Annotated in this window: 17 protein-coding genes; 7 read left to right on the forward strand and 10 right to left on the reverse strand. The window is 63.5% G+C overall.

Translation table 11 applies throughout. The annotated features are described in order from the left end of the window. Positions 1–160 precede the first annotated feature (160 nt). Complete coding sequence (locus OXT71_13505; GenBank protein MDE2927407.1) at positions 161–604, reverse strand: hypothetical protein; 444 nt, start codon at positions 602–604, stop codon at positions 161–163. Between the two features lie 124 nt (positions 605–728). On the opposite strand from OXT71_13505, the gene OXT71_13510 reads away from it, so the two are divergent. Further along, positions 729–1,844: a tyrosine-type recombinase/integrase gene (locus tag OXT71_13510; protein ID MDE2927408.1), complete on the forward strand. Its 1,116-nt coding sequence runs from the start codon at positions 729–731 to the stop codon at positions 1,842–1,844. Positions 1,845–1,978: 134 nt separating this feature from the next. Here the strand turns inward: OXT71_13510 and OXT71_13515 are convergent, their stop codons facing one another. From OXT71_13515 to OXT71_13525, 3 genes are all read right to left on the reverse strand, one after another. Then, entirely contained in the window at positions 1,979–3,112 is a 1,134-nt protein-coding gene (locus tag OXT71_13515) for a J domain-containing protein (GenBank protein MDE2927409.1), read from the reverse strand. 28 nt (positions 3,113–3,140) lie between these two features. Next, complete coding sequence (locus OXT71_13520) at positions 3,141–4,511, reverse strand: hypothetical protein (GenBank protein ID MDE2927410.1); 1,371 nt, start codon at positions 4,509–4,511, stop codon at positions 3,141–3,143. Between the two features lie 135 nt (positions 4,512–4,646). Then, entirely contained in the window at positions 4,647–6,137 is a 1,491-nt protein-coding gene (locus OXT71_13525) for a sialidase family protein (protein MDE2927411.1), read from the reverse strand. An 80-nt stretch (positions 6,138–6,217) separates the two neighbouring features. Between OXT71_13525 and OXT71_13530 the strand changes: the two genes are divergently transcribed. From OXT71_13530 to OXT71_13540, 3 genes are all read left to right on the forward strand, one after another. Beyond that, positions 6,218–9,271: a TonB-dependent receptor gene (locus tag OXT71_13530; protein ID MDE2927412.1), complete on the forward strand. Its 3,054-nt coding sequence runs from the start codon at positions 6,218–6,220 to the stop codon at positions 9,269–9,271. A 165-nt stretch (positions 9,272–9,436) separates the two neighbouring features. After that, positions 9,437–9,583 carry a hypothetical protein gene (locus tag OXT71_13535; protein ID MDE2927413.1) on the forward strand — a complete coding sequence of 49 codons (147 nt, stop codon included), beginning with the start codon at positions 9,437–9,439 and terminating at the stop codon, positions 9,581–9,583. Between the two features lie 273 nt (positions 9,584–9,856). Continuing rightward, complete coding sequence (locus OXT71_13540; GenBank protein MDE2927414.1) at positions 9,857–11,167, forward strand: ImmA/IrrE family metallo-endopeptidase; 1,311 nt, start codon at positions 9,857–9,859, stop codon at positions 11,165–11,167. 43 nt (positions 11,168–11,210) lie between these two features. Here the strand turns inward: OXT71_13540 and OXT71_13545 are convergent, their stop codons facing one another. From OXT71_13545 to OXT71_13555, 3 genes are read right to left on the reverse strand one after another with little or no spacing between them, the layout of a single operon-like run. Next, the gene (locus OXT71_13545; GenBank protein ID MDE2927415.1) at positions 11,211–12,701 is read right to left on the reverse strand and encodes a peptide MFS transporter; all 1,491 of its coding nucleotides are present in this window, start codon (positions 12,699–12,701) and stop codon (positions 11,211–11,213) included. 28 nt (positions 12,702–12,729) lie between these two features. After that, on the reverse strand, positions 12,730–13,689 hold the full coding sequence (locus OXT71_13550) for a cyclase family protein (GenBank protein ID MDE2927416.1): 960 nt from the start codon (positions 13,687–13,689) through the stop codon (positions 12,730–12,732). 37 nt (positions 13,690–13,726) lie between these two features. Then, positions 13,727–14,842 (reverse strand): LLM class flavin-dependent oxidoreductase, encoded by a 1,116-nt coding sequence (locus tag OXT71_13555; GenBank protein ID MDE2927417.1) that lies wholly within the window; start codon positions 14,840–14,842, stop codon positions 13,727–13,729. A gap of 222 nt (positions 14,843–15,064) precedes the next feature. On the opposite strand from OXT71_13555, the gene OXT71_13560 reads away from it, so the two are divergent. Further along, positions 15,065–16,159: an ABC transporter permease gene (locus tag OXT71_13560; GenBank protein MDE2927418.1), complete on the forward strand. Its 1,095-nt coding sequence runs from the start codon at positions 15,065–15,067 to the stop codon at positions 16,157–16,159. A gap of 43 nt (positions 16,160–16,202) precedes the next feature. Here OXT71_13560 and OXT71_13565 read toward each other — a convergent pair whose 3' ends face one another. Both OXT71_13565 and OXT71_13570 read right to left on the reverse strand, forming a co-directional pair. Then, a complete protein-coding gene (locus tag OXT71_13565) occupies positions 16,203–17,363 on the reverse strand; it encodes a phosphotransferase (protein ID MDE2927419.1) in 1,161 nt (386 codons plus the stop codon). A 180-nt stretch (positions 17,364–17,543) separates the two neighbouring features. Then, complete coding sequence (locus OXT71_13570) at positions 17,544–19,004, reverse strand: M81 family metallopeptidase (protein MDE2927420.1); 1,461 nt, start codon at positions 19,002–19,004, stop codon at positions 17,544–17,546. Positions 19,005–19,175: 171 nt separating this feature from the next. On the opposite strand from OXT71_13570, the gene OXT71_13575 reads away from it, so the two are divergent. Next, on the forward strand, positions 19,176–19,946 hold the full coding sequence (locus OXT71_13575) for a DUF1080 domain-containing protein (GenBank protein ID MDE2927421.1): 771 nt from the start codon (positions 19,176–19,178) through the stop codon (positions 19,944–19,946). Positions 19,947–19,980: 34 nt separating this feature from the next. Here the strand turns inward: OXT71_13575 and OXT71_13580 are convergent, their stop codons facing one another. Further along, the gene (locus OXT71_13580; protein MDE2927422.1) at positions 19,981–20,736 is read right to left on the reverse strand and encodes a glucose 1-dehydrogenase; all 756 of its coding nucleotides are present in this window, start codon (positions 20,734–20,736) and stop codon (positions 19,981–19,983) included. Positions 20,737–20,831: 95 nt separating this feature from the next. On the opposite strand from OXT71_13580, the gene OXT71_13585 reads away from it, so the two are divergent. Continuing rightward, a complete protein-coding gene (locus tag OXT71_13585) occupies positions 20,832–22,496 on the forward strand; it encodes a PQQ-dependent dehydrogenase, methanol/ethanol family (GenBank protein MDE2927423.1) in 1,665 nt (554 codons plus the stop codon). Positions 22,497–22,621 lie beyond the last annotated feature (125 nt).

Consider the following 22,621-nt stretch of genomic DNA (forward strand, 5'->3'; position numbering starts at 1 on the left):
TCCCTGCCATCTACTTGAATTCTCCGATCACTTCGGCCTCCCCTCATGGTTCCGACTCCCAATCCGGGTGAACGCTGACCAGCAGCCACTTGCCTGAATCGTCATTCCGAGTTCGCGTGACCACCAAGCCATCTCTCTTGCGGACCACAAAGATGTGTCCTTACAGGCGTCGCTTTCGGTTGTGGTCGAGAAGAATCACGCAGCCTTGCGGCAAGGTAGGCTCTATCGATTCACCCATCACGCTGATGATGCTGAATCGCTCGGATACAAGTCTTTGCCTCGACAACCATTCGTACAGGAAGTAGGCGTAGGCCTTCACCTCTTCGTCCGGATCCAGAGCTTCACTGCCAGCAGCCGTCCGGAGCTTGCAAACCGGCATCGGCCGGCCGCCGGGGAGTTGACGGATCTCCGGTGTGATTTCCTCGATCGTGAGTTCTGCCGATGGAGTGAGGTCAACCGTCATCCCCACTAGATTGTCGAGCGAGACGCTCAGCTTATGCTCTGCCTTGACCGTACTATCCATTAGCAACGTCGAGTGTCCCGACACCACATGGAAAATCATCGTCTGCTCGTAACGATCGCCCAGCGCTGCCGCCAGATCCACCTCCCGTAGGCCGACACTGCCGGGTCTTCGCCTTGGAGGACTTGAACGCCTACGCCGATTCTCTGGAGCCGTGGTACGATTCGCTTCATGGCGAAGAACCCGGATCCGGAAAGGAGGAGATGCTATGGGCATCTACAAGGTGAAGGATCGCCGGGGGAGACGACGTTTCGTCGTCAGCAAGTACTGGCCGCATGGATCCGGTCGGCTCCGAATGTACGCCCCCAACTACCGGAGCGCACAGGCGCTTCAAACACGAATCGAGTCCAGCATCCTGGACGGCACCTGGAAGCACCTCAAGGAGGAGCTCGCCGGTGGGAAACGCACCATCTGGACGGTGCACAGCTTCTACGAGCGTTTTCTCGAGGAGTACTGCAAACCTCGCATGCGTTCCTGGCGGAGCTATGAGGGTTCGTTCAAGAGCCTCAATGCCATGCTGGGGAACATTCCCCTGAAGGAGTTCCAACGCAAGGACCTGCACCGCTACGTCGCCCAGAGGAAGGAACAAGTCAAACCGGCCACGGTGAACCGCGCCATCGCCGCCATCAGCAAGCTATTTTCCTACGCGCTGGAGTGCGGGGAAGTGGACACGCACCCGCTGATTCGGTTCCCCAAACTCAAGGAGCCGAAGAAGGTCTTCCGGCCTTTGACGGTCCGACAGTTCCGCGACCTGGTCGAGGCGGTGGACAATCCCTACCTGCAAGCCATGATCGCGGTGATCGGCGAGACGGGAATTCGAAAGGGAGAAGCATTGTCGCTCACCTGGAAGCGGGTGGACCTGGACCGAGGATTGCTCTGGGTGGAACTCACCAAGAACGACAGGACGAGGGAGATCCCACTGTCGCAGTATGCCACCGGATATCTGACAGGGCTCCCACGGTACCTGAACACCTCATACGTCTTTGTCAACAGCCGGACGGAGACGAGATGGGTGAATCCCGACCAGCCTCTGCGTTGCGCTGCCGAGAGAGTTGGGTTGAAGGTCGGATTTCACGATCTGAGGCGATTCCGGTGCAGCCACTGGCTGATGCAGGGTGTGGACGTGAGGACGGTGCAGAAGCTGATGGGCCACTCGGCCATCAGCACGACCATGCGGTATGCGGGGTACGTCAGTTCGCATGCGCTTGCCAGCATTCGGGAGGCACAGGCTACCGAAGACTCCCAAACGCAACCGGCAACAAACAGGCAACGGGTAAGAACCAAGAGGGAACATTTAGAGGGGAGAATTGAGATAAACTATTGATAAAAAATGGTCTATCACCTGACTCATCTAGTCAGAGCAAAGGATTTCCAATCGCCCGTTCTTCCGTCGCCGCTTTGCGTCCGGCGGTTAGGAAACCGCCGTTCCTTTTGGGAAAAGATATGGTCCATTTCACGTCATTCTCCGGCAACGACCTGTTCCAGTTGGCGGGCCGCCTGGCTCAACGCCTTCACCCTTCCGGTCGCCGTGTCCACTCCCCAGACAAAATGCACCGGTTGTCCGCCGAACTGTTCGGCAATCAGATCCACCAGGAGTTCCGAGCCCCGGCGGCCGGCGATGCTCCATTCCGCGAAACGCGTGCTGGGAACCTGGCCGTCCACCAGCCGTTGCGCCGCCTTCGATCCCGACAACAGGTCCCGGTAAGCCTTTTCGGCCTCCTCCAACTGGCGCTTTTCCGCCTCCTCGTCGGCGGACTTCCGCTCAGGCGCGGGGGGTGTGCCGGCGGTCGGGGCTGTCCCGCCGTCAGGCTCCCGGACCAGGACCGGCCGGTCCCCCGGGCGCGGCGGCCGCGGGGGCTTGGGCTTTTCCGGTTTGGGGGGTGGCAAGGGGGCCGGTTCGGGCGCAGCGGCGGCCCGTGCCTTCGGTGGCGGCTTGATCTCCTGCTGGGGAGGGGAGGCGGTCGGGGTAGTGCCGGCGCCGGATTCATCGGTCTCGACGGGATCCGAGTCGACGGCCGTGGTGGCGCTGGAAGCCGCAGTTTGGCCGGAACCGGCGTCGACGGGCGTCCCGACAGGCGCGGGGGGGACCGGCGGCTCGGGTGCGGGATCCGTGACGGCGGCCGGAGCCGTTTCCGTTGGAGCTTCTCCACCGCCGATCAGAAGCAGGACCAGGACCGCCGACAGAACCACCACCGCTCCGGCCAGAATGGGTGCCATGGGCAGGCGGCGCCGCTTCTCGGTCTTGCGGTCTCGAAAGACCTCGTCGAAGAGGGACGCCGTACCGCTGGCGGGGGGAAGGGGCGCGTCCGCCGACGGACCGGGGCCGGCCTCCGAAACCGGAGAAGGAACCCTTGCGACGGAGGCCTCCGCGTCGGCGCGGGCCTCTTTCTGTCCGGGATGCTGCATCAGGACCTGGTAGGCGTCGTGAATCTCCCGGATCTTGACGGCGGCCTTGGACCGGAGCCGCGGGTGCGATTTCAGGCGGCTCGGGTCCCACAGCGCCAGGAGATCGTCACGAGCCTCCACGATTTCCTTGACGGTGGCTCCCGGCTTCAGGTCCAGGATGCGAAAGGCTTGCTCGATATCGGTCATGGGATGATTGTCGACGGGTTGCCGTTGCTCAGAAACTCCATGCCGGCCGGCTCTCTCCTCCGGTCAGCACTTCTTCCACGTATGCGCCCGTATGGGGAGTCGGGGCTTCTCCTCGAAGGACCTCCCCCAGATCGCAGATCCGCATGCCGATGACGTCGTGCCACTTCCCGTCCGCCAGGCGCACCGTATGGGCGGAGGGGTGGTCCACCCCCCAGGTGAACCCCGACGGGGCCGGACCGAAGTCGCCGGCGCAATGGCGTACCAGGAGAGGCGTCTCCAGGCCCCGCCGTTCCTGGTCCAGCGGCCAGAACGCCAAGCGCTCCCGGAGCCATCCGCCCAGCCGTGTGTTCCCCTGCTCGTCACGCGGATACCGGTGCCCCGGCACCATCGGTTCCTCCAGGACGCTGTAAAGGTTGGAGGCCACATAGGGGTCTCCGCTGCGGCTCCTGTTGATGGCGATGGGAGCCGTGGAGACGACGCCGCGGACGTGGATGACCTTCTTCCAGGGGGCGTCCCCGCCGGTCGATCGCCAGACCCGGATGTCGTTGTAGTCGGGCCCGCGGCCCCCCCGGGCGCAGAAGAGGAGGGTGCCGTCCCGGTCCCGGACCACGCTGGGCTCGAAGGCTTTGTCGGGCCCGGTGATGGGACTCCAGGAGACGGGTCGCCAACCCTCCCGGCCGCGGCGCCAGCGGGTCAGTCCCGAACCCCGGTCCTGCTCGATCCGGCCGCCCATGGCGAAGAGCAGGTCCTCGCCGTCGGGGATCGCCGTGGTGATTCCCGGGTTGGACAGCACCGCGCCGTGCAGAAGCCGGCCGAACGTCAGCCGCGCAGTCGCCGTGACCTGGAACTGCCGGCCGTCGAAGGCCAGCTGGTAAACCTCCATGTAGTCTTCGCGACGGTCTTGGGGGTAGACCCCCTTCCGGTCCGGAGTCCAGGCGATGACCTGGCTGCATCCGAATCCGGTTCCCGCGTGGGGATGGGGCGATCCGTCGGCAAGCAATGCGCCCATGGGGACGAAGCCGCCCCGGACCGGGTACTTGACCATGATGGCCGGTTGGCCCGGAGGATCGGAGTGGGGATTCGTCTCCTCGTGGTTGCGGGAGATGGGAATGGCTTCGCGCTCCCGGAGGCCGGAGAATTCGCGAAAGAGAAAGACATCGGTCCCGATTTCGTAGTCATGGCCCGACTGGCCGCGGATGTTGCAGAAAATGGCCGCCGTGTCGGAGGAGACTTGAAAGGGAAACGTCAGGCCGTATCGCCAGGTCTCGTTTGTGGGCTGATCGGGAGGGACGGCGACGTCAGGGGAGCCCTTGGTCATGGTGAGCGTCCCCCCGCCGGAACCGGCCAAAACGAATCCCATGGCGTTCGCAAAGCTGCGTCTCGTCAGTGAACTGGTCATGATGCGCTCCAAGGCGGGCGATGTCCAATCGCCCTTTTTCTCATTTCGGATCCGGCGGTTGGGAAACCGCTGCTCCTACCCTTTTCCCACCGGGCCTCCGGCGGATCGCGCCGGTGGGGGTGATTGCCTCATTCCTCAGAATCTCCAGTTGGGAATCGGTTCTCCCGCAGAGATGACCTCTTCCAGGTACGCCCCCGTCTGGGGTGGAGACGGCAACTCGTGGCTCTCCACGTCGTCGTGGATCCGGTATCCCATGACGTTGTGCCAGTTGCCGTCGGCCAGTTGAACCGTGGTGGACGAGGGATGGTCCACCCGCCACATGGAACCGCTCGGAGCCGGACCGAATTCGGCCTTGCAGTGGCGGCCCAGGATCGGCGCCTCCAGGCTGGTCCGGTCGTCGCTCAAGGGCCAGAGGTACAGTTTCTGCCGGGTCCATCCGCCTCCCCGGACGCGGCCTTCCGTGTCGGCCGGTATCCGGAAGCGCTTGGGTATGGGGTCCAATGGCACCAGGTACATGTTGGAGGCGATGTAAGGAGTCCCGTCCGCCGCCTGGTTCAGAGTGATGGGACAACTGGAGATGACGCCCACCACGTGAATGATCTTTTCCCAGGTCTCACCACCGTCCCGGGAGCGCCAGACGCGTATGGCGTGGGGTCGTGTGCCCCCCTTGCCCCGGGCCGAGAAGAGCAGGTCGCCGTTGGTGTCGCGGATCAGGCTGGGCTCGGTCGACCCGTCCGTGCCGGTCACCGAAACGAAAGAGACGGGGCGCCACAAGCCGTTGGTCCGCCGCCAGCGCAGGACGCCGGATCCACCGGGGACCGGTTCGCCGGACTCTGCCACCCTGGAGGCGTGCATGCCCAGCAGCAAGTCGTCCCCGTCGGCGATGGCGTTGGTGAGGCTGCCGTTGCTGATGTTCCAGCCGGAAACCAGATCGGTGGGGAGAACCCTCTCCTCGCCGGTCACCCGGAACTGGCCTCCGTCGTAGCTGAACTGGAAGACCTCCATGATCTGGTAACGTTCGGCGTCCTCGTACATCCCTCCCCCGTGGGCGCTCTTGGGGTCGCCCGGGTGCCGCGCCAATCCGGTGTCGATCCCGAAACCGGTCCCGGCGTGGGGGTGGGGAGAACCGTCCGGGTTCTTGGCTCCCAGGGGAACGAATCCGCCTCTCATGGGGTACTTGACCATGATGGCGGGCTGGTTGGGCGGGTCGGAGTTGGGATTGGCCTGCTCGTGGTTTCGGGTCACCGGTACGGCGGGTGCGGAAGGGGGACGGCTGAGGTCGTCGAAGAGGACCACGTCGTTGCCCACCTCGTAGTCGTCGCCGCTGCGGGCCGGCGCCATGACGCCGTTGCGGATCCGGATGTTGACGAAGGCGGCGGCCATGCGGGGAGCCACCTGGAACGGAAAGATGAGTCCGTAGCGCCAGCTCTTGCCCTCGGGAACGTCGGGGGGAACGGTCAGGTCCGGACCTCCCCGAGTCACGCTCAGGATCCCGAGGCCGGGGCCGCTGGATGCCGGTTGTCCCTCCTCTCCCGAAGAGCACCCGCCGATGGTACCCAGCGAAGCGCCTCCCAGGAGCAGGGTCAATCGCTTCTGAAACTCCCGGCGGTGAAATCGAGCGTTCATGGGGTGTCTCCCTCACAGGAATTGCATTTTGGCGCCCAGTCTACTACGCTGCCAACGTGCTCTGCCATGACCTCCGGCGATTGCAAGCGCTCCCGAAGGCCCTGATTCCGGTGGCGATCGTCAGCTTGGTTGCCATGCACGTTCCTGTCGTTGCGCAGCAGCAGGTGGGCGGTCTCCGAGTCCTCGTCACCGACCGGACCGGCAGCGTCATTCCCGGCGCCGAAGTCGAGTTCGGCAGCCGGGTGTTGATCCGGCCGGACTTCGGAGTCTCCGATGATCAGGGATTGGTGATCAAGAACAACCTGCCGCCCGGAACCTACGCGGTGACCGTCCGGTTCCCGGGGTTCCGGACCGCGGTGAACGAAGACGTCGCCGTCCAGGCCGGCCGGATATTTGCCGTTGAGATACCCCTCGAAGTCGGCGGGATCGACAGTACGATCATCGTGGAGGCGGGCCAAGCGGCCATCGATACGTTCAAGAGCGAGTCGGCGTCGATCTACACCGGGCAACGGATCACCGACGCCCCCGGGGGCCGGGACTTCAGCGACTACGCGCGCTTCACGCCGAGCGTCAACGTCGAAGCCCAGGCGGGCAACGTGACCTACCGGGGGCAGAACGTCCGTGGTATCTCCGTCGACGGTTCCTCGGGCGCGGAGAACGTCTTCTATATCGACGGTGTCGATACGACGAGCATGTACAACGGGTTGAACAATCAGAACCTGCGTGTCGAAACGGTGCAGGAGTTCCAATTGAAGACCGCCGGTTACGAGGCGGAGTTCGGCGGCGCCATGGGGGGCGTGCTCAGCATCCGGACCAAGAGCGGATCGAACGACTTTCACGGAAGCGTGCTTTGGTACGGTAGCGGCAGCACACTGACCGGCGCCCCGAGCAGGCGGCTGCGCCTGGACCCGTCCCAGGCCGTCGACGTGGCCGAATACGTGTTCGACGCCGAAGACGATGAGGCGATCAATGAATTTGGCTTCACCCTGGGAGGTCCGATCTGGCGCGACCGCATCTGGTTCTTCGGCGCGCTCCTCCCGCAAGTCCGAAACCGGACGCGCTCCATAACCTTCACATCCGGAGAAACGGGCGTCTTCAAGCGCAAGGATCAGCTCCGTAGCACGACCGTCAAGTTCGATTTCCAACCCGCGGAGAGAGTCCGATTGATGTCCTCATACGTATCGGACCGGTCGAAATGGAAGGGTGGACTGCCCCATCGCGACGGCACCTCCAACCCGGACTTCGAGTGGGAGAAGGAAGGGTTCGAACATCCCGGCTACACGGTGACGGGAGCCATGACCTTCACGCCGTCCCCGGTGGCGATCCTGGATGCCCGTTGGGGACTGAATGCCATTCAAACAGAACAACTGCTGGGGCCGAATCAGGTCCGTCACAGGTTTCCCCAAACCCCGGGACTGATCGGGTATTCGCCGGAAGACCCCCTCTATCGACCACGCGGCTTCTCTTCGATCGGCCATTCGGCAAGCTTCAATACCTCCCAGGATTTCCAGAAAAAGAGCACCGTATCTCTCAGTGGGAACTATCTGGCCACCCTGGCCGGCCAGCAGCATGACCTTCGCTTCGGCTGGCAGTTCAACGGGCTCGCACACGACGTCAACAACGCCTACAAGTTCGACTACGTCCTTCACTACTACGCCCGGCCCTACAACACCGTGGACGGGACCGTCCGGACCAGCGTCTGCACGGGTCAGGACGGCGTGCGCTATGATCCTTGCGGCTACTATTCGGTGAGGACGCCGTTCGGCGTCGTGGCGAACGTCGCCACTTTCCGCCATGCCCTGTTCTTCCAGGACGCCTGGACCATCAACGGCTCCCTCACCCTGAACCTGGGCCTTCGCTTCGAACGCGAAGAGATCCCCTCCTTCAGCGATCTTCCGGAATTTTCCGGAGCCGTCTTCAAGTGGGGCTTTCTGGACAAGACCGCGCCCCGCCTGGGCTTCGCCTATGACCTCCTGGGGAACGCGAAGGTCAAGGTCTTCGGCAGTTGGGCGCGGTTCTACGACGCCATGAAGCTCGAGATGGCCAACGGCTCGTTCGGCGGGTTCAAGTGGTTGAGCAATTACTACCTGATGGACGACACGACGCTGGATTGGACCCGGGTCGGCGGGCTGTCGGGCCAGGGGAACTATCCCGGGACCTTCGTCGAGACCAGGAACTGGAGACTTCCGTCTTTCGAGGATCTGGATCCAAGCCTGAAGCCCATGCGCATGACGGGAGTCGTGGCCGGGGCCGAGTTTGAGGCCGCGACGGACTATGTGGTTTCTTTCCGGTATACGCGAAAGAATCTGGACGAGGCGATCGAGGACGTGGGCCGCCAGACCCCGGCCGGCGAAGCCTACTACATCACCAACCCGGGACGAGGCCTGTCGGTCGACCGTTTCCTGGAAGCGGGGCTGCCGGCCACCCCCAAACCAAAGCGAACCTACAATGCCGCCGAATTCCGCTTGCGCAAGTCCATCCGAGACAGTTGGTTTGCAGACGTCGCCTACGTGGTCTCGAGGCTGTACGGCCTCTATTCGGGCCTGGGAAGCTCCGACGAAAACGGCCGCCTCAGTCCCAACGTCGACCGGGATTTCGATCTCTGGTTCCTGAACTACGACTCCGCCGGCAACCTGATCGACGGACCGCTGGGCACCGACCGAACGCACCAACTCAAGGTCAATGGGATGTGGATCACGCCGTGGAATATGGCCGTGAGCGGCTTTTTCCGCGCCATGAGCGGAACGCCCATCACCCGGACCGTCGACCTGGAACATGTGGATGTCATCGTGGACAATCGCGGCAGCGACGGGCGAAACCCGTTCTGGACCCAGACGGACCTCTCCCTCGTCCAGCGCTTCTACCCTTTCCGGGACGAGACCCGATCGTTCGAGATCAACTTCAACGTCATCAATCTCTTCAACCAGAAGACCGGCTTGCGGACATTTCGAAGCCTGTACCGCCAGTCCCTTCCCTTGTGGCAACCGGGCGATCCCGCCTCGCAGGTCCTGAACGGCTACGACTATCGCGCCATAGCCGCCTCCCAGGGCGCGACCCAGGATCCGCGCTTCCTGCAGCAGGACCGGTTCCTGGACCCGATCGCGGCCCGCTTCGGGGTCCGATTCGTCTTCTGATTGGAGGGGGGACATTCTTGTCCCCCACTCTTCGTCCGGGATTCGGCGGCTGAATGCTCCGGCCCCGCCGATTCCCGGCCCCGTTTCACCCGCGATTCTGCAGGGGACGGGCCGTGAGACAATCGGGGACGAATTGGGCAATTTGCAAAGGAATTTGACCGGCGCATGACCTGTCCACGGTGCCGGACGAAGATGAAGGTCGCCGCCCACCGGGCCCACAACCATGAGAAATGGCGCTGCCCCAAGTGCGGCAAGGTGCGGATGAAACCGGCCAGCTACCGCCGCTCCAAGTACCGGAACCGAAAGGGGTGAGGTTCGGCCTCTGTGACGGTCAACCCCGCCTGCGGGCGGACGCTTCATGTTGCCCTCGGGAGATTTCGGACCAGCAGATGATCCATGGATGGTTGCGTTCTGCAATTCGTCGCGGCGCGACCGGTGCCCCATGGGGAAGTGGTTTCCCGCGTTATGTGTGGTACAAGGATGGCGAGACTGTCTTTGAGGGTCGGCTGGTGAACCGGGGGAACGGTTCGTACAAGGGCTATCCACTCGAGAAGGACGAATGGCCGGAAGGCGTTGAGGGATTGTATGCCGAGACTTAGTTTCGACATCGATTGGGTGGATGCGGAAGGGATCAATGGCCCTGAATTGTCCGCGACATGGGCGTCTCTTCAAATTCACGCCGGCGACTCGGTTGTTACGCGTGTGCTCGACGAACGGGCCAAGACGGTTCGCGATTTCGTTCACGTACCTCTGTACCCGTTGGCGGAATGGCTGGCCACGAACTGGTGGTTCCTGACACATGAATACCGTAATCCGGTCAAGGAAGCAGATCCTGCGTTCCGTCGCCGACACGCGCTCCGCTCAGGACGGGAGGGGTATGCTTTCCCTGACCTGGAGGTCGTTTCCTCGGGTGCTCGAACGCTCTTGGCCTGGAAGCGTAATCAGTCGTTGTGGGGGAGAGTCGAATTCCTGGACGAGGGGCAAGTCTGGACGGACAGCAACGAATTCCGGGAGAGTTGCTCCGATCTCGTCGATCGAGTGATTCGACGGCTCGCATCTCTTGGAGTCGAAGGCACGTTCCTTGAGGAGGAGTGGGCCGCAATTCAGACGGGGGATAAGGACGAGATTGAATTCTGCGAAACCGCAGCCGGTCTGGGTTGGGATCCTTACGACCTGGATGACGAGGGACGCGAGAACGTGATCTGGCTCGCTGAATTGTTGGATGGGCCGGTACTGGAAGAGGCGATCGCCGCACTTGAGCCGGTGACCCTGAAACAGAGCACGCTTACCATTGCCAGCGCCATCGATCACGCCAAGTCCAACAGACTCAGTTTGGATCGTCTCAATTGCGTTCTTCCGCAAGTCCTGCTGGGATCAGATTATGTTGGCGTCTATCCGTGGGATGCAGGTTACGACGCGGCGCGACGCCTTCGGAGGGAATTGGACCTGGACGGCAATCCGCTACCCACTGATGCCGCCATCGCAGAGGCGCTTGGTGAGGATCCGGAATCTCTTGCACGAATGAGGCAGCCCGTGGTTTTCCAAGAGGCCCCGCTGATCGACGGAGTGATCACCGGCGGTGAAGGAGATAACCCGGCGTTCGCTTTTCGGAGCCTCGATGACTATCACTGGCGGTTCCACTTCTGCCGCGGCATTGCGGAAGTCCTCGCTCCGCCCAGCACGGACACGTTGCTTACGAGAGCACACTCCGAGCGGCAACAGCGTAATCGTGCCTTTGCGGCCGAATTCCTGGCGCCGTCAAGTGGCTTGAGGAAAAAGGTGTCCGGCCCCGTTGTGGATGCCGAGGACATTGATGAGTTGGCCGTAGAATTCGGCGTTTCCTCTCGCGTGATTGAGCACCAAGTCGTAAATCACGGGCTTGCCAGGGTTTTGTGACCTGATCGACGGCCATCATTCGAGAGCCGCTCCCGGTAGCTTTCTATTTCACGCCGGCCGCCAGCCACCGGATCGGCCGCGCGCAGATCAGGAACACGGCCCCGGCGATGACCGAGGTGACGGCGACGTTGAAGAACAGCTCCTCGGCGGTCATGGTCTCGAGTCGTCCGGCCATGAGCCCGGCGATGAGGTTTCCCAGGGCGGCTCCCATGAACCAGGTGCCCATCATCTGTCCCACGAGACGCGCCGGGGAGAGCTTGGTGATGCTGCTCAATCCCACGGGACTCAGGCAGAGCTCGCCGACGGTGTGAAAAAAGTAGGTCGTCACCAGCCACACCGGGCTCACCTTGCCGGCGGCGACGTATTGGGAACCCCAGGCCATGACGAAAAAACCGGCTCCCAGAAAGGCGAGCGCGAAGGCGAACTTGACCCCCAGGGACGGATTCCTCGATCCGAGGCCGACCCAGAGCATCCCCATCAAGGGCGCCAGCATGACGATCAGCAGGGGATTCACCTGCTGCAGCCAGCCGGCGGGAAACTCCCAGGAGAAGATCATCAGGTCGGTGTGTTCCTTGGCGAAGAGGTTCATGCTGGAGCCGGCCTGCTCGAAGCCGGACCAGAAGATCGCCGCTCCGATGAAGAGGACGAAGATGAGACCCACCCTGCGTCTCTCCAGGCCGTCTCTGCAGGCGAACAGGATCACGTAGCTGAAGTAGAGGACGGCCAGAACCGAAATCGAGAGGGAGACGGTCCGGGCCACGGCCTCGACGGTGAGCGTCAGGACCCCCGCCGACGTCAGAGCGACCAGAGCCACTGCCGCGGCGGCCACCACTCCCAGTCCCATCAGGAATTGGCCGCGGGACCGGGCTTGCGCCTGGAGGCCGGCGGCATCCCCCTTGAGTTCGCCGGCCCCGGCCAGGTGCCGGCGTCCCAGCACGTACTGCAGCACGGCGAAGGTCATGCCTACGCCGGCGGCGCCGAAGCCCAGATGCCAATCCACCTTCTCGCCCAGAAAGGAGCAGATCCCCGGCCCCAGGAAAGCGCCGACATTGATTCCCATATAGAAGATGGAGAAACCGGCGTCCCGCCGAGCGTCGTTTCCCGTGTAGAGGTCGCCGACGATGGCGCTGACGTTGGGTTTCAGCAGGCCGGTGCCCAGCGCCACCAATCCCAACCCCACGTAGAACGTGAGCTCGGCCGGGACCGCCAGCGCGTAATGGCCGGCGGCGATGATGATCCCGCCCACCAGGACGGCGCGCCGCTGGCCGATGAGCCGGTCGGCCACCCACCCTCCGGGGAGTGCCAGCGCGTAGACCGCAAAGGTGTACAAGCCGTAGACGGCGCCCGCTTCGGCCTTGCCCATGCCCATGCCCCCGCTGGCGGTGTCGATCATGAACAGGACCAGGAGGGCCCTCATGCCGTAGTAGCTGAAGCGCTCCCACATTTCGGTGAAGAAGAGGGTCGAGAGTCCCCGGGGATGGCCGAAAAAGGTCTGTTGCCGGCGGCCGCCGCCGGATGTCTGCGATGGGTCCATGGAGGCCTCCATAGTCAAGTCCTCGGGATCAACGAACCGCGATGGGATTCCCCGGAGATCCGGTGGCTCCCTTCAGGCGCAGAGGGGAGAAGATGAAGGCGAACTCGTAGGCCTTGTCGCGCGCCAGCTCCTCCAGCGTGAGATTCTCCAGGTTGTAGATCCCGTGTCGCACCAGCATCCACTGGTGCACTTCGAAGGGGCGGTCCGGATTCTCGTGGGGGACCACCTCGATGCCCCAGTTGTCGGCCCCGGTCAGCACTGTTTTCCGGCTGCTGAGCCAGCGGGCCGCCTCCATGCCGATCCCCGGCTCACCCGAGTTGTATTGATCGTTGTCCCGCATCCAAAGTTTCTCGTGGCCGGTGCGGATCAGGACCGCGTCCCCCTCTCGGACCTCCACGCCCTGTCGCTTCAGGGCGCCCTCCAGGTCGTCCGAGGTGATGACGTCGCCTGGTTGCATCCGATCCACACCCTTGTACGAAGCCACGTCGATGAGGACTCCGCGGGTGAAGAAGACGCCCACATTCTCGACGCCCAGCTTCAGAAGTCCGTAGGGGGTCGCGAATCGGGACCGCCGGAAGCCGTTGTAGAAATAGTCGTCGTCGGGCAGCCGTACGCCCACGTGGCCGAGTCCGTCGAACTGGGTTCCCACCTGACCGATCTCCCCGCTGAACATCTCGTCGAATCCCACGAGTCCATTGGTTCCTGTGGGGTCGCCCGAAGTCGGGGATCCCGGAATGGTCAGCTTGAAATGCCGCTTGCCCGCCAGCGGCATCCCTTCCTGGTAGACCTGACCCAGGGAATAGATCTTGCCGGTGCGGATGAGCCGGCCGGCTTCCAGGACCTTGGCCGGCGTGATCCGGTTGGCGGCGCCGCGTTGATCCCCGGCGCCCCACTCGGAAGGCCACCAGCGGGAACCGACGGGTGTTTCCTGGGGCCCGGCAACCGACTGCATGGACCAGCAGAGCAGTATGAACCCGATGAGCCTCATGAATTGCTTCTCCCTCGCGTCATGTTCGGCTTCCGAATCAATTCGTCTCCGCCGGCTCGGAAGGACCGGCGTTCAGAGCAGGAATCACCTCCCGAGCCATGAGCTCCAGACTCCGGATCCAACTCTGCTTGTCGTCCCAGTCATGAGCGGTCAGGACGAGAGTCCCGAAGCCGCCGACCTGGTCCCTCAATTCCCGGAGCATCTGCGTGACCCGGGGCGGGTCCCCCGCAATCACGACCTCGTCCATGAAATAGTCCAGATTGCAATCAGCGTCGCTCATGGAAGGATCCCGTTTCCAGATCTCCAGGCCCGGGCCCCTCCGGGTCAGCTCCAGGATGTATTCGATGCATTTCCCCATGGAGTTTCCGGCGGCGAGCCGGCGGGCCTCCCCGGTGGTTTCGGCCACGAGGACGTTGCGGGCGACCCTCCAGTCGTCGATTCGCGCGCGGCGGCCGTGTCGGCGGGCTCCCGACTCGTAGGTCGACCAATGGTTCTGCAAGGTTTCTGTCGACACCATGTGGTGGCTGATGGGAAGGAAGCCGCGGCCGGCCGCCTTCTCGACGCCCACCGAGTCGCGGGTGATGCACGGAACCATGATGGGCGGGTGAGGTTGCTGCAGCGGCCTGTGGAGGACGCCCACGCCCATTTCCGGGTCGATGGTCTCGGAGAGACGGAAGTCCCAGAACTTCCCGTGGAACTCGATGGGGGGTTCCTGGCTCCAGATTCCCAGGATGGCTTCGATGGCCTCGCCGACCAGACCGCCGGATTGCTTCGGATCGACGCCGTAGATCTCCATGTCGCTGGGGATCGCCCCGGGACCGAAACAGAGATTGAGGCGCCCGTGGGACAGGTGGTCAAGAAAGGCCAGGCGCGACGCGACGTGGGCCGGATGGTGGTACTGAAGGCAGACCGGAGCCGGTCCGATCCGGATTCGCGAGGTCATTCCCAACGCCTTGCCGATGAAGATCTCCGGCATGACGATGTTTTCCACGCTGGAGGAGTGATGTTCTCCCACCCAGAACTCCGAAAATCCCAGTTCCTCGCATCGCACGACCAGTTCCAGGTCCTCGTCGAAGCATTGGGCCAGTGGCTTGTCCGGATCGTGCACGGGCATGAGGAACATCCCGAGCTGCAGGGCCGGCTGATGGGTCATGGCGGGATCCTTTCTTGAAGTGCGGCGCGTCATGGTCCCTGGTGTCGCCAATCAGAATGGGCGCGAACGCGTGCAGAGTCAACGTCTTCCCTCAGGTCCCAAGTTGCACCCCGGACTTGCGAGCGAATAAAATTATGCAGGTATTCCAATGAGGCAAGATAACCTTGTCCCGGTTGGAAACGGGTTCAGACTTGGGGCCGCCAGAGGTCCAGGCGTGATGCGATGATGTGGCACCTGATTCTCTCCAACCTCCGCCAGCGGCCGACCCGCACCTGCGTCAACATCATGGCCGTTTCCCTGGGCGTGGTGCTGGTCCTGGTCAGCGTGGGACTCTCCTACGGGCAGTTGCTCGATCAGGCCGAGCGGACCCGCCGCATCGGTGGGGACTTCATGCTTCAGCCACCGGACGCCTCCTTCTTCCTGGCGCTCAACAGCGGCGCCATGGACGTGAGGATCGGGCAGGTCATCGAAAAGGTGGACGGCGTCGAGGCTTCGACTCCGATCATGGTCAAGGTCGTCAGCAGGAACTTCTTCGCGGTCTTCGGCGTGGAGGCGGCCAGCTTCCGGAGAGTCAATGATGGACTGAAGTTCGTCCAGGGCCGGTTTTTCGAGTCAGAGGATGAGGCGGTCGTCGACGAACTCTACGCCTCCACCAACGATGTCGAAGTCGGACAGGAAATCGATCTCCTCGGGCACGATTTCAAGATAACCGGGATCTACCAGAGGGGAACCGCCGGCCGGGCCATGATCCCACTCGAGACCCTGCAGAGGATCAACGGGACCCCGGGCAAGTGCTCGGTCTTCTTCATCCGTGCCGAGGACGGAAGGTCCCACGACGAAGTGCGAACGGCGCTGGAAACCCGGTTCGAAAACTACAATGTGACAGCCACCAGGAACCTGGATCAACTCTTCACTTCCACCACACCCGTTTTCCGCGAGTTCCTCCTGGTGATCGTCGCATTGGCCGTGGCCATGAGCTTCCTGGTGACGCTCACCGCCACCTACAGCACCATTGTCGAGCGGACCCGGGAAATCGGAATCCTCAAGTCCCTGGGGGCTTCCAAGTCCTATATCGTCCGCCTCTTTCTCGAGGAGTCGCTGCTGGTCTCGGTGCTGGGCCTGATCTCCGGCTTCCTCCTGACCTGGGGAGTCCTCAGCCTGATTGCGGTCAATTTTCCCTCCTTGCCCGTGATTATCCAGCCCCTCTGGCGGGTGGCGGTGGTGGGGATTTCCATGGGCGGAACCGTGATGGGCGCTCTCTATCCCGCGTGGAAGGCGGCCAAGATGGACCCGGTCACGGCCCTGGGCTACGAGTAGTGCCTGCCGTCCGGGATTCGTCTCCGGCCGCCGGACAATTTCCTCAATTCGGGCGGCTACCCCTATTCCGAACCGCATTGGAAGGGGCGCGGCCGGCGATCTTTTCCACGAGCCTCACCATCTGCTCCTGGTGCTGTCGGATGGATTCCACCAGTTTGAACTGGGCGCGGCAGCGATCCAGGTTCTGACCCTCCCTTCGGATCTTGAAATAGACGTCCCCTTCCAGATGGTCCGTGAGGAAGCGGAGACCCAGTTCGTAGGCGATGAGTTGTCCCGAGAAGGGGAGGTATTGCCGTTCGGTCGGGGTGAGAAAGTGGGCGGTCTCCGCCAGGTAACCTCGAGCCAGAGCTTCGAAGAGAGGCATCTCGACGCCCACTCTGGAGAGGTCGCGCTCGTCCTCCCGATGGGTTCCGGAGCCGGTCCGCATCAGGTCTGCGAAATCATGAACGGAAAGGCCCGGCATGACCGTGTCCAGGTCGATGACGCACAGCATCTTGCCGGTCGCCGCGTCGAGCAGGACATTGTTGATCTTGGTGTCGTTGTGGGCGATCCGCTCGGGCAGCCGGCCCTGCCTCCGGAGGCGGGGCAGCACCCGGATCAGCGGCTCCGACGAGTGGGCGAATCGGATCTGTTCCACGGCGTCCCGGGCACGATTCCAGGGGTCCCGTTCCAACGCCGAGAGGAACTGACCGAACCGGAGTTCCGTATCGTGGAAGCCGGGGATGGTCTCGTCAAGACGCGGGGGCGGCAGGTCCAGAAGCAGTTTCTGAAAGCGCCCGAAAGCGCGGGCCGCCTCATAGGCCATCCGGGGCGAGGCGATGGTGTCATGGGTCGAAGCGCCTTCGACGAAGTCGTAGGTACGCCAGTAGTTCCCGGCAGGATCCTGAACAAAGCTGGAGCCGTCGTTTGCCGGCACCAGGGTCAGGGAACGGCGCGTCGGATCTTCGACTCCAGCCTGCCGGAGCTTCAGCCTGAGGTGCCGGGTGACCCGCTGAATGTTTCCCATGAGGGCGGGCGGATCCCGGAAGACCCGCTGGTTGATCCGCTGATGAACGTAACGCTTCCGGTGACCCCGATGCCGGTAGCTGGCGAGGTAGGTGTCATGGATGTGGCCGTTCCCGTAGGGGCGAATCTCCTCCAGGTCGCCGTGCACGGCGAAACGGGAGCTGACGGCCGCGAGATCGTCCTGTTGCTGCCGGGTCATTCCTGCGCCCTTCCCCAGGGGCCGCGGCAATCGCCACGAATTCCGGGATTCTAGCTCCGGCGATCCCGAACGCAAAGCCGGACCGGAGAAGACGGGAGCGAGAAGTGACGAGCGTGACGCTTTCGGTGCACCTCTTGCTCGCTCGCCCGCGATTCCGCTCTCGTCAGTCCTCATTGTTTCTCACTTCTCTCCGAGTGGATACACCCGGCGGCCCAGCCGCTGGTACGTGATGGCGTCCGGACTGTGGACCCCCGGCTCCGATACGACCTGGATCTGGCCGGCCCACTCCTCGTAGCCGGCCCGGAAATGCGCCGCCGATTTCAGGCCGATGTATCGCATTTTCTTGGGATCGAGCCCCAGTGTGAGAGAAAAGGCGGTGTCGAAGGGCTGCTCCCGAACGCTGACCAACAGGATGTGAACGCCGTCGACTCGAATCCGGGCCGAGACTCCCATGCTTCCCCGCAGGCCGGCGTACATGGGGCCGTTGTAGGCGAATTCTCCGTCGGAAACGGCTTCCACAACGGCCTCCACGGGAACCGGCGGTCCCTGGCTGGGGGTCGATTTGCCCCCGACCCGGAGCGATACGGTGGCGCCGGCGCCGGCGCGATGACAGGCCACCGCGGATTCGTGGTCCACGATGTAGAGGACGCAGGCGTCCTTGAGGCCGCGGTCCAGAAAGGCTCTGAGCATCCCTGTGCTGTCCCCCGGAGAACCGCCGCCCGTATTGTCGTTTTTGTCCGCGAAGACCGCCGGATAGCGGCCCAGCATTTCCGCCTTGGCCAGGGCTTCCTGCGTGGAGGGAAGATGGTGATGCCAATCGGCCCGGCGCCGGTAGATCCACGCCGCCAGGTCGTCGGCGTGGCGTTGCGCCGAGGCCCGGTCGTTGTCCGTGACCACGTGAACCGAAGCTCCCACGTGCGGCGCGTCGGCCAAGGCAAAACAGGTGGCAATGGATGCGGCCACGACGCCCGGTTCGGCCTCCAACCGGTGCAGGCGCTCGATGGCTTCGCTCATGGGCGGGTGCGCGGTCACCTGGTTCAGACCCCAGAACATGGGGATCTGGGAGAGGGCCATGGTGGGACGCAAGCCCTCCCGGACGATCCGGACCATCACGTCGGCGCACTCCCGGCCCCGCGCCGCCATGTCCACTTCAGGGTAGGTTTCCCGTCCGATGAGGGCATCGGCCAGTTCGACCATGCGGTGCGAGACGTTGGAGTGGATGTCCAACTGGGCGACGATGGGCACCTCCGGCCCCACCAGGTCTCGAACCGCCTCCAGAATGTAGGCCTCGCCGTCGTCGATGCCTTGGGCCGTCATGGAACCGTGGAGCTCCAGCAGGACTCCGTCCGCCGGAGACGCGGCCTTCATGAGGCTCAGCATCCGGTCCAGAAGGCGGTCCAGATCGCGCTTGGGGACCGGGCCGCTGGGATGGGCCTCCGCGAAAATGGTCGGCACCAGCTCGAAACCGTGAGCTTCAGCCCCGCTGATAAAGCCGCCCGTGGGGACGTTGGCGCCCCGAAACGCCGGGATGATCTGGTCGGGTTGAAGCTCCCCGAACCTCTCGCTGAAGCTCCGAATGGTGGTGGGAACGGGAGTGAAGGTGCTGGTCTCGTGGCTGATGGTGCCCATGAGGATCTTCATCGGATCAGTCTCCGCTCTACCGTCCGCAGCCGACGGGAAAATTCTGGTCCCAGGTCCGATTCGTAAGTTCAAGAGCATGATTCCATAGAGGTCTGATAGGCACTCCCGGTCTGAACGGGGGGGCGTTGGAGTGTGACGGAGTCACTCTCGGGCTGGTAAGATCCGGGTGTGATGCGAAACTGCGGAGTTGCTCGCGTCCGGAACCGGGAGAGAGTTCGCGCCGGAATCGCAGGGGTCCTGTTGTGGCTCATGCTGGCTCCGGCGCAGACCCACGCCGGCGATTGGATCGCTCTGTACAACGGGAAGAACCTGGAGGGGTGGGAGTCCGTCGGGTCGGGTTTCTGGATGCCGACTCCCGAAGGCTACCTGCTGGGGCAGTGGGATCCTTTCGATCCGCCCGACCCCGAACCCGGGCTCAATGGCATCAAGGCTCGTCTGAACCGTTCCCGGTTCAAGACCGACTTCAAGGTCGTCATCAACCAGGCTTGGCTCTACACCCGCCGGGAATTCTACGAATACGACCTCCACTTGGAGTGGAAGGTCCCTCCGGGCGGCAACAGCGGCATTGCGCTGCACGATCCGAGCCGGGGGCGCTATACGTCCGGTCCCGGGGCCGACCTTGCCCGGACTCCGTCCCAGATCGCCTACGAAGTCCAGATCGTCAATCTGGACGTGGAGCAGGATTTCACGGGGAGCATCTACATGGTCCAGACCGCCCGGGAGGATGTACGCAAGGCGGATGACTGGAACGTGTTCGACATCGAGGTGCGCCGGGAAGTGATCAGGGTGCGGCTCAACGGACACCTGGTCACTGAAGGAACTCCCATTCCCGGCCGTCCCGAATCGGGGCCCATCGGCATTCAGCTCCACGACCCCGGCAGCTTCATCCTGCTGCGGGACCTTCGGATTCGGGAGCTGACCCCGGCCTCGGCTCGCGAGTGAGGCCTCGTCCCGCCGCGAATCAGGTGCCCGCCCGCTAATGGGCCAGATACCCGCCGTCTATGGGTAGCGCCAGTCCGTTGACGTAAGAAGCAGCGTCGCTGCAGAGCCACACAGCCGTTTTCGCAATCTCGTCCGGAGTCCCGAATCGAGCCATGGGAATGAACTGAGTCATCCGTTCCGCACGATCGTCATCGGCCCCCAGGAGCCGGTCGGTCATGGGGGTCCGGACAGCTCCCGGACAGAGCGCATTGACGCGAATCCCCTTGGCTCCGTACTCGACGGCGGCGGTCCTGGTCAGGCCGAGCACTCCGTGCTTGCTGGCAATGTAGGCGGACATCCGGCCCCGGGAGCCGACATGGCCGGCAGTCGACGAGGTGTTGACGATGGCGCCCTTCCCCTGTTTCAGCATCTGCCGCAGTTCGTACTTCATGCAGAGCCAGGTCCCCTTGAGATTGACCCGGATGATCCGGTCCCACACCGTATCCGGGTACTCGTGGAAACGGGCGATGGCGCCCTCGATGCCCGCATTGTTGAACGCGCAATCCAGCCTTCCGTGAAGGTCGACCGCTTGGCGGATCAGGTGCTTGACCTGAGACGTGACGGAGACGTCGGTCTGGACAAAGGTCGACGCCGCCGGCATCATCCGCACGGTTTCGGCGCCTTTTTCCGGATCGACATCGGAGACGACGACCCTGGCTCCAGACCGGGCGAAGGCCAGAGCGGCGGCTCTCCCGATCCCGGAGCCTGCTCCGGTCACCAGGGCGACTCGGTCCCGTAGCGAATTCTTCATCCCGACCCGCTCTCCTTTCTGGCTGGGCGTCCAGTCTCTCATACTTGTCCCGGGCCCTCATGCGGGTTCGGGACCGGGCTGGTAAACTCCGGATCATGAATCGATTCTCACTTGGACTCCGTCTCCTGCCGCCGGTTCTGATTCTCGGCGTCCTCACGGCCGGAACCGCGCGGGGACAGGACGGGCCCACCGGGGCGGACTGGCCCCACTATGGAGGGAGCTACCAATTCTGGCGCTACAGCTCCCTGGACCAGGTGAATCGGAAGACGGTGAAGAAGCTGGTTCCGGTCTGGGCCTTTCAGACCGGAATCGTGGACGGCGGACTTCAGGCCACCCCCATCGTTCTGGACGGCGTCATGTATCTGACTTCGTCCTGGAACCGGGTCTTTGCCATCGACGCCGCGACCGGAGACGAGATCTGGCACTACTATTATGAGAATCCGCGGCAGATCGGGATTATCTACAGCCCCTGGAACCGGGGCGTCGCGGTCTCCGGCCCGCGCGTCTTCATGGGCACTCTCGACAACTATGTCGTGGCCCTGGATCGGAAGACGGGGCGCGAACTGTGGAAGGTCAACGTCGAGGACTTGAAGCAGTGCGGCTGCAACATCACCGGTGCGCCGCTGGTGGTGAAGGACAAGGTGATCGTCGGCGTCACCGGGGGGGACTCGGCTCACCGGGGTTACCTGACCGCCTTCGATGCGGCCACCGGACGTCTGGCCTGGCGTTTCTACACCATCCCCGGTCCGGGCGAGAAGGGCCACGAGACGTGGGAGGGGGACAGCTGGAAGTTTGGCGGCGGTGCGACCTGGATGACCGGTTCCTACGACCCCCACCTGGACCTCCTCTATTGGGGGGTGGGAAATCCGGCGGCCGACTTCTACGGGGGGGACCGGCGAGGGAGCAACCTGTACACCGACTCGGTCATCGCCCTGGATCCGGACACGGGAGAGCTCAAGTGGTACCACCAGCAGATTCCGCATGACGTGTGGGACTGGGATTCGGCCTACGAGTGCGTTCTTCTGGATCTTAGGGTGAATGGAAGGGACCGGAAGCTCCTCCTGAACACCAACAAAGGGGGCTACACCTACATCGTGGATCGGACGACCGGCGAGTTCATCTCAGCCTGGCCGGTGGTGGACCATCTGAATTGGATCGAGGGTGTCGGCCCGAACGGTGAACTGATCGGCCGCAACGAGCCGGTTCTGGACAAGGCCAAGCTGATTTGCCCGTCCATCGGCGGCGGCAGGCAATGGAACCAGGGCGCCTATTCTCCGAGAACCGGGTGGTATTACACCACCGGAATCGAATGGTGCCAGGAGGTGACGGCCCGGGAAGAGGAGCCTCAGGAGGGGATGAACTTTTTCGGAGGTGTCTTCAAATTGAAGGAGGTGCCGGGAGTCGACCATCACGGACACCTGGACGCCTACGATCCGCTGACGGGAAAGAAGCATTGGAGCTGCCGGTCGCCGTATCCCTTTCTGGCCTCGCAATTGGCTACGGCCGGTGACCTGGTGTTCAGTGGTGACGCGGAGGGGCTGTTTTTCGCGCTGGACGCCATGACGGGACGAAAGCTCTGGAGCTTTCAGACCGGGTCGGGGCACCGGGGCTCGGCCATCACCTACTCGGTGGCGGGACGCCAGTATATCGCCACGCCGTCCGGCTGGGGATCGGCGGTGGCCGGCCTCATGCCCCAACTCTGGCCCGAGACGGAGGATTTTCGGGCCGGCTCGACCCTGTTTGTTTTCGCGCTGCCTTGACGCGGCGTGGTAGCCCGGAAGCGCAAAGGGGGGGGGGGGGGGGGGGGGGGCCCCCCCCCCCCCCCCCCCCCCAAAAAAAAAAAACAACCCCCCACCCCCCCCCCGCCCCCCCCCCCCCCCCCCAA

The sequence above is a fragment of the Acidobacteriota bacterium genome, from assembly GCA_028874215.1.
GTDB lineage: Bacteria > Acidobacteriota > UBA6911 > RPQK01 > JAJDTT01 > JAJDTT01.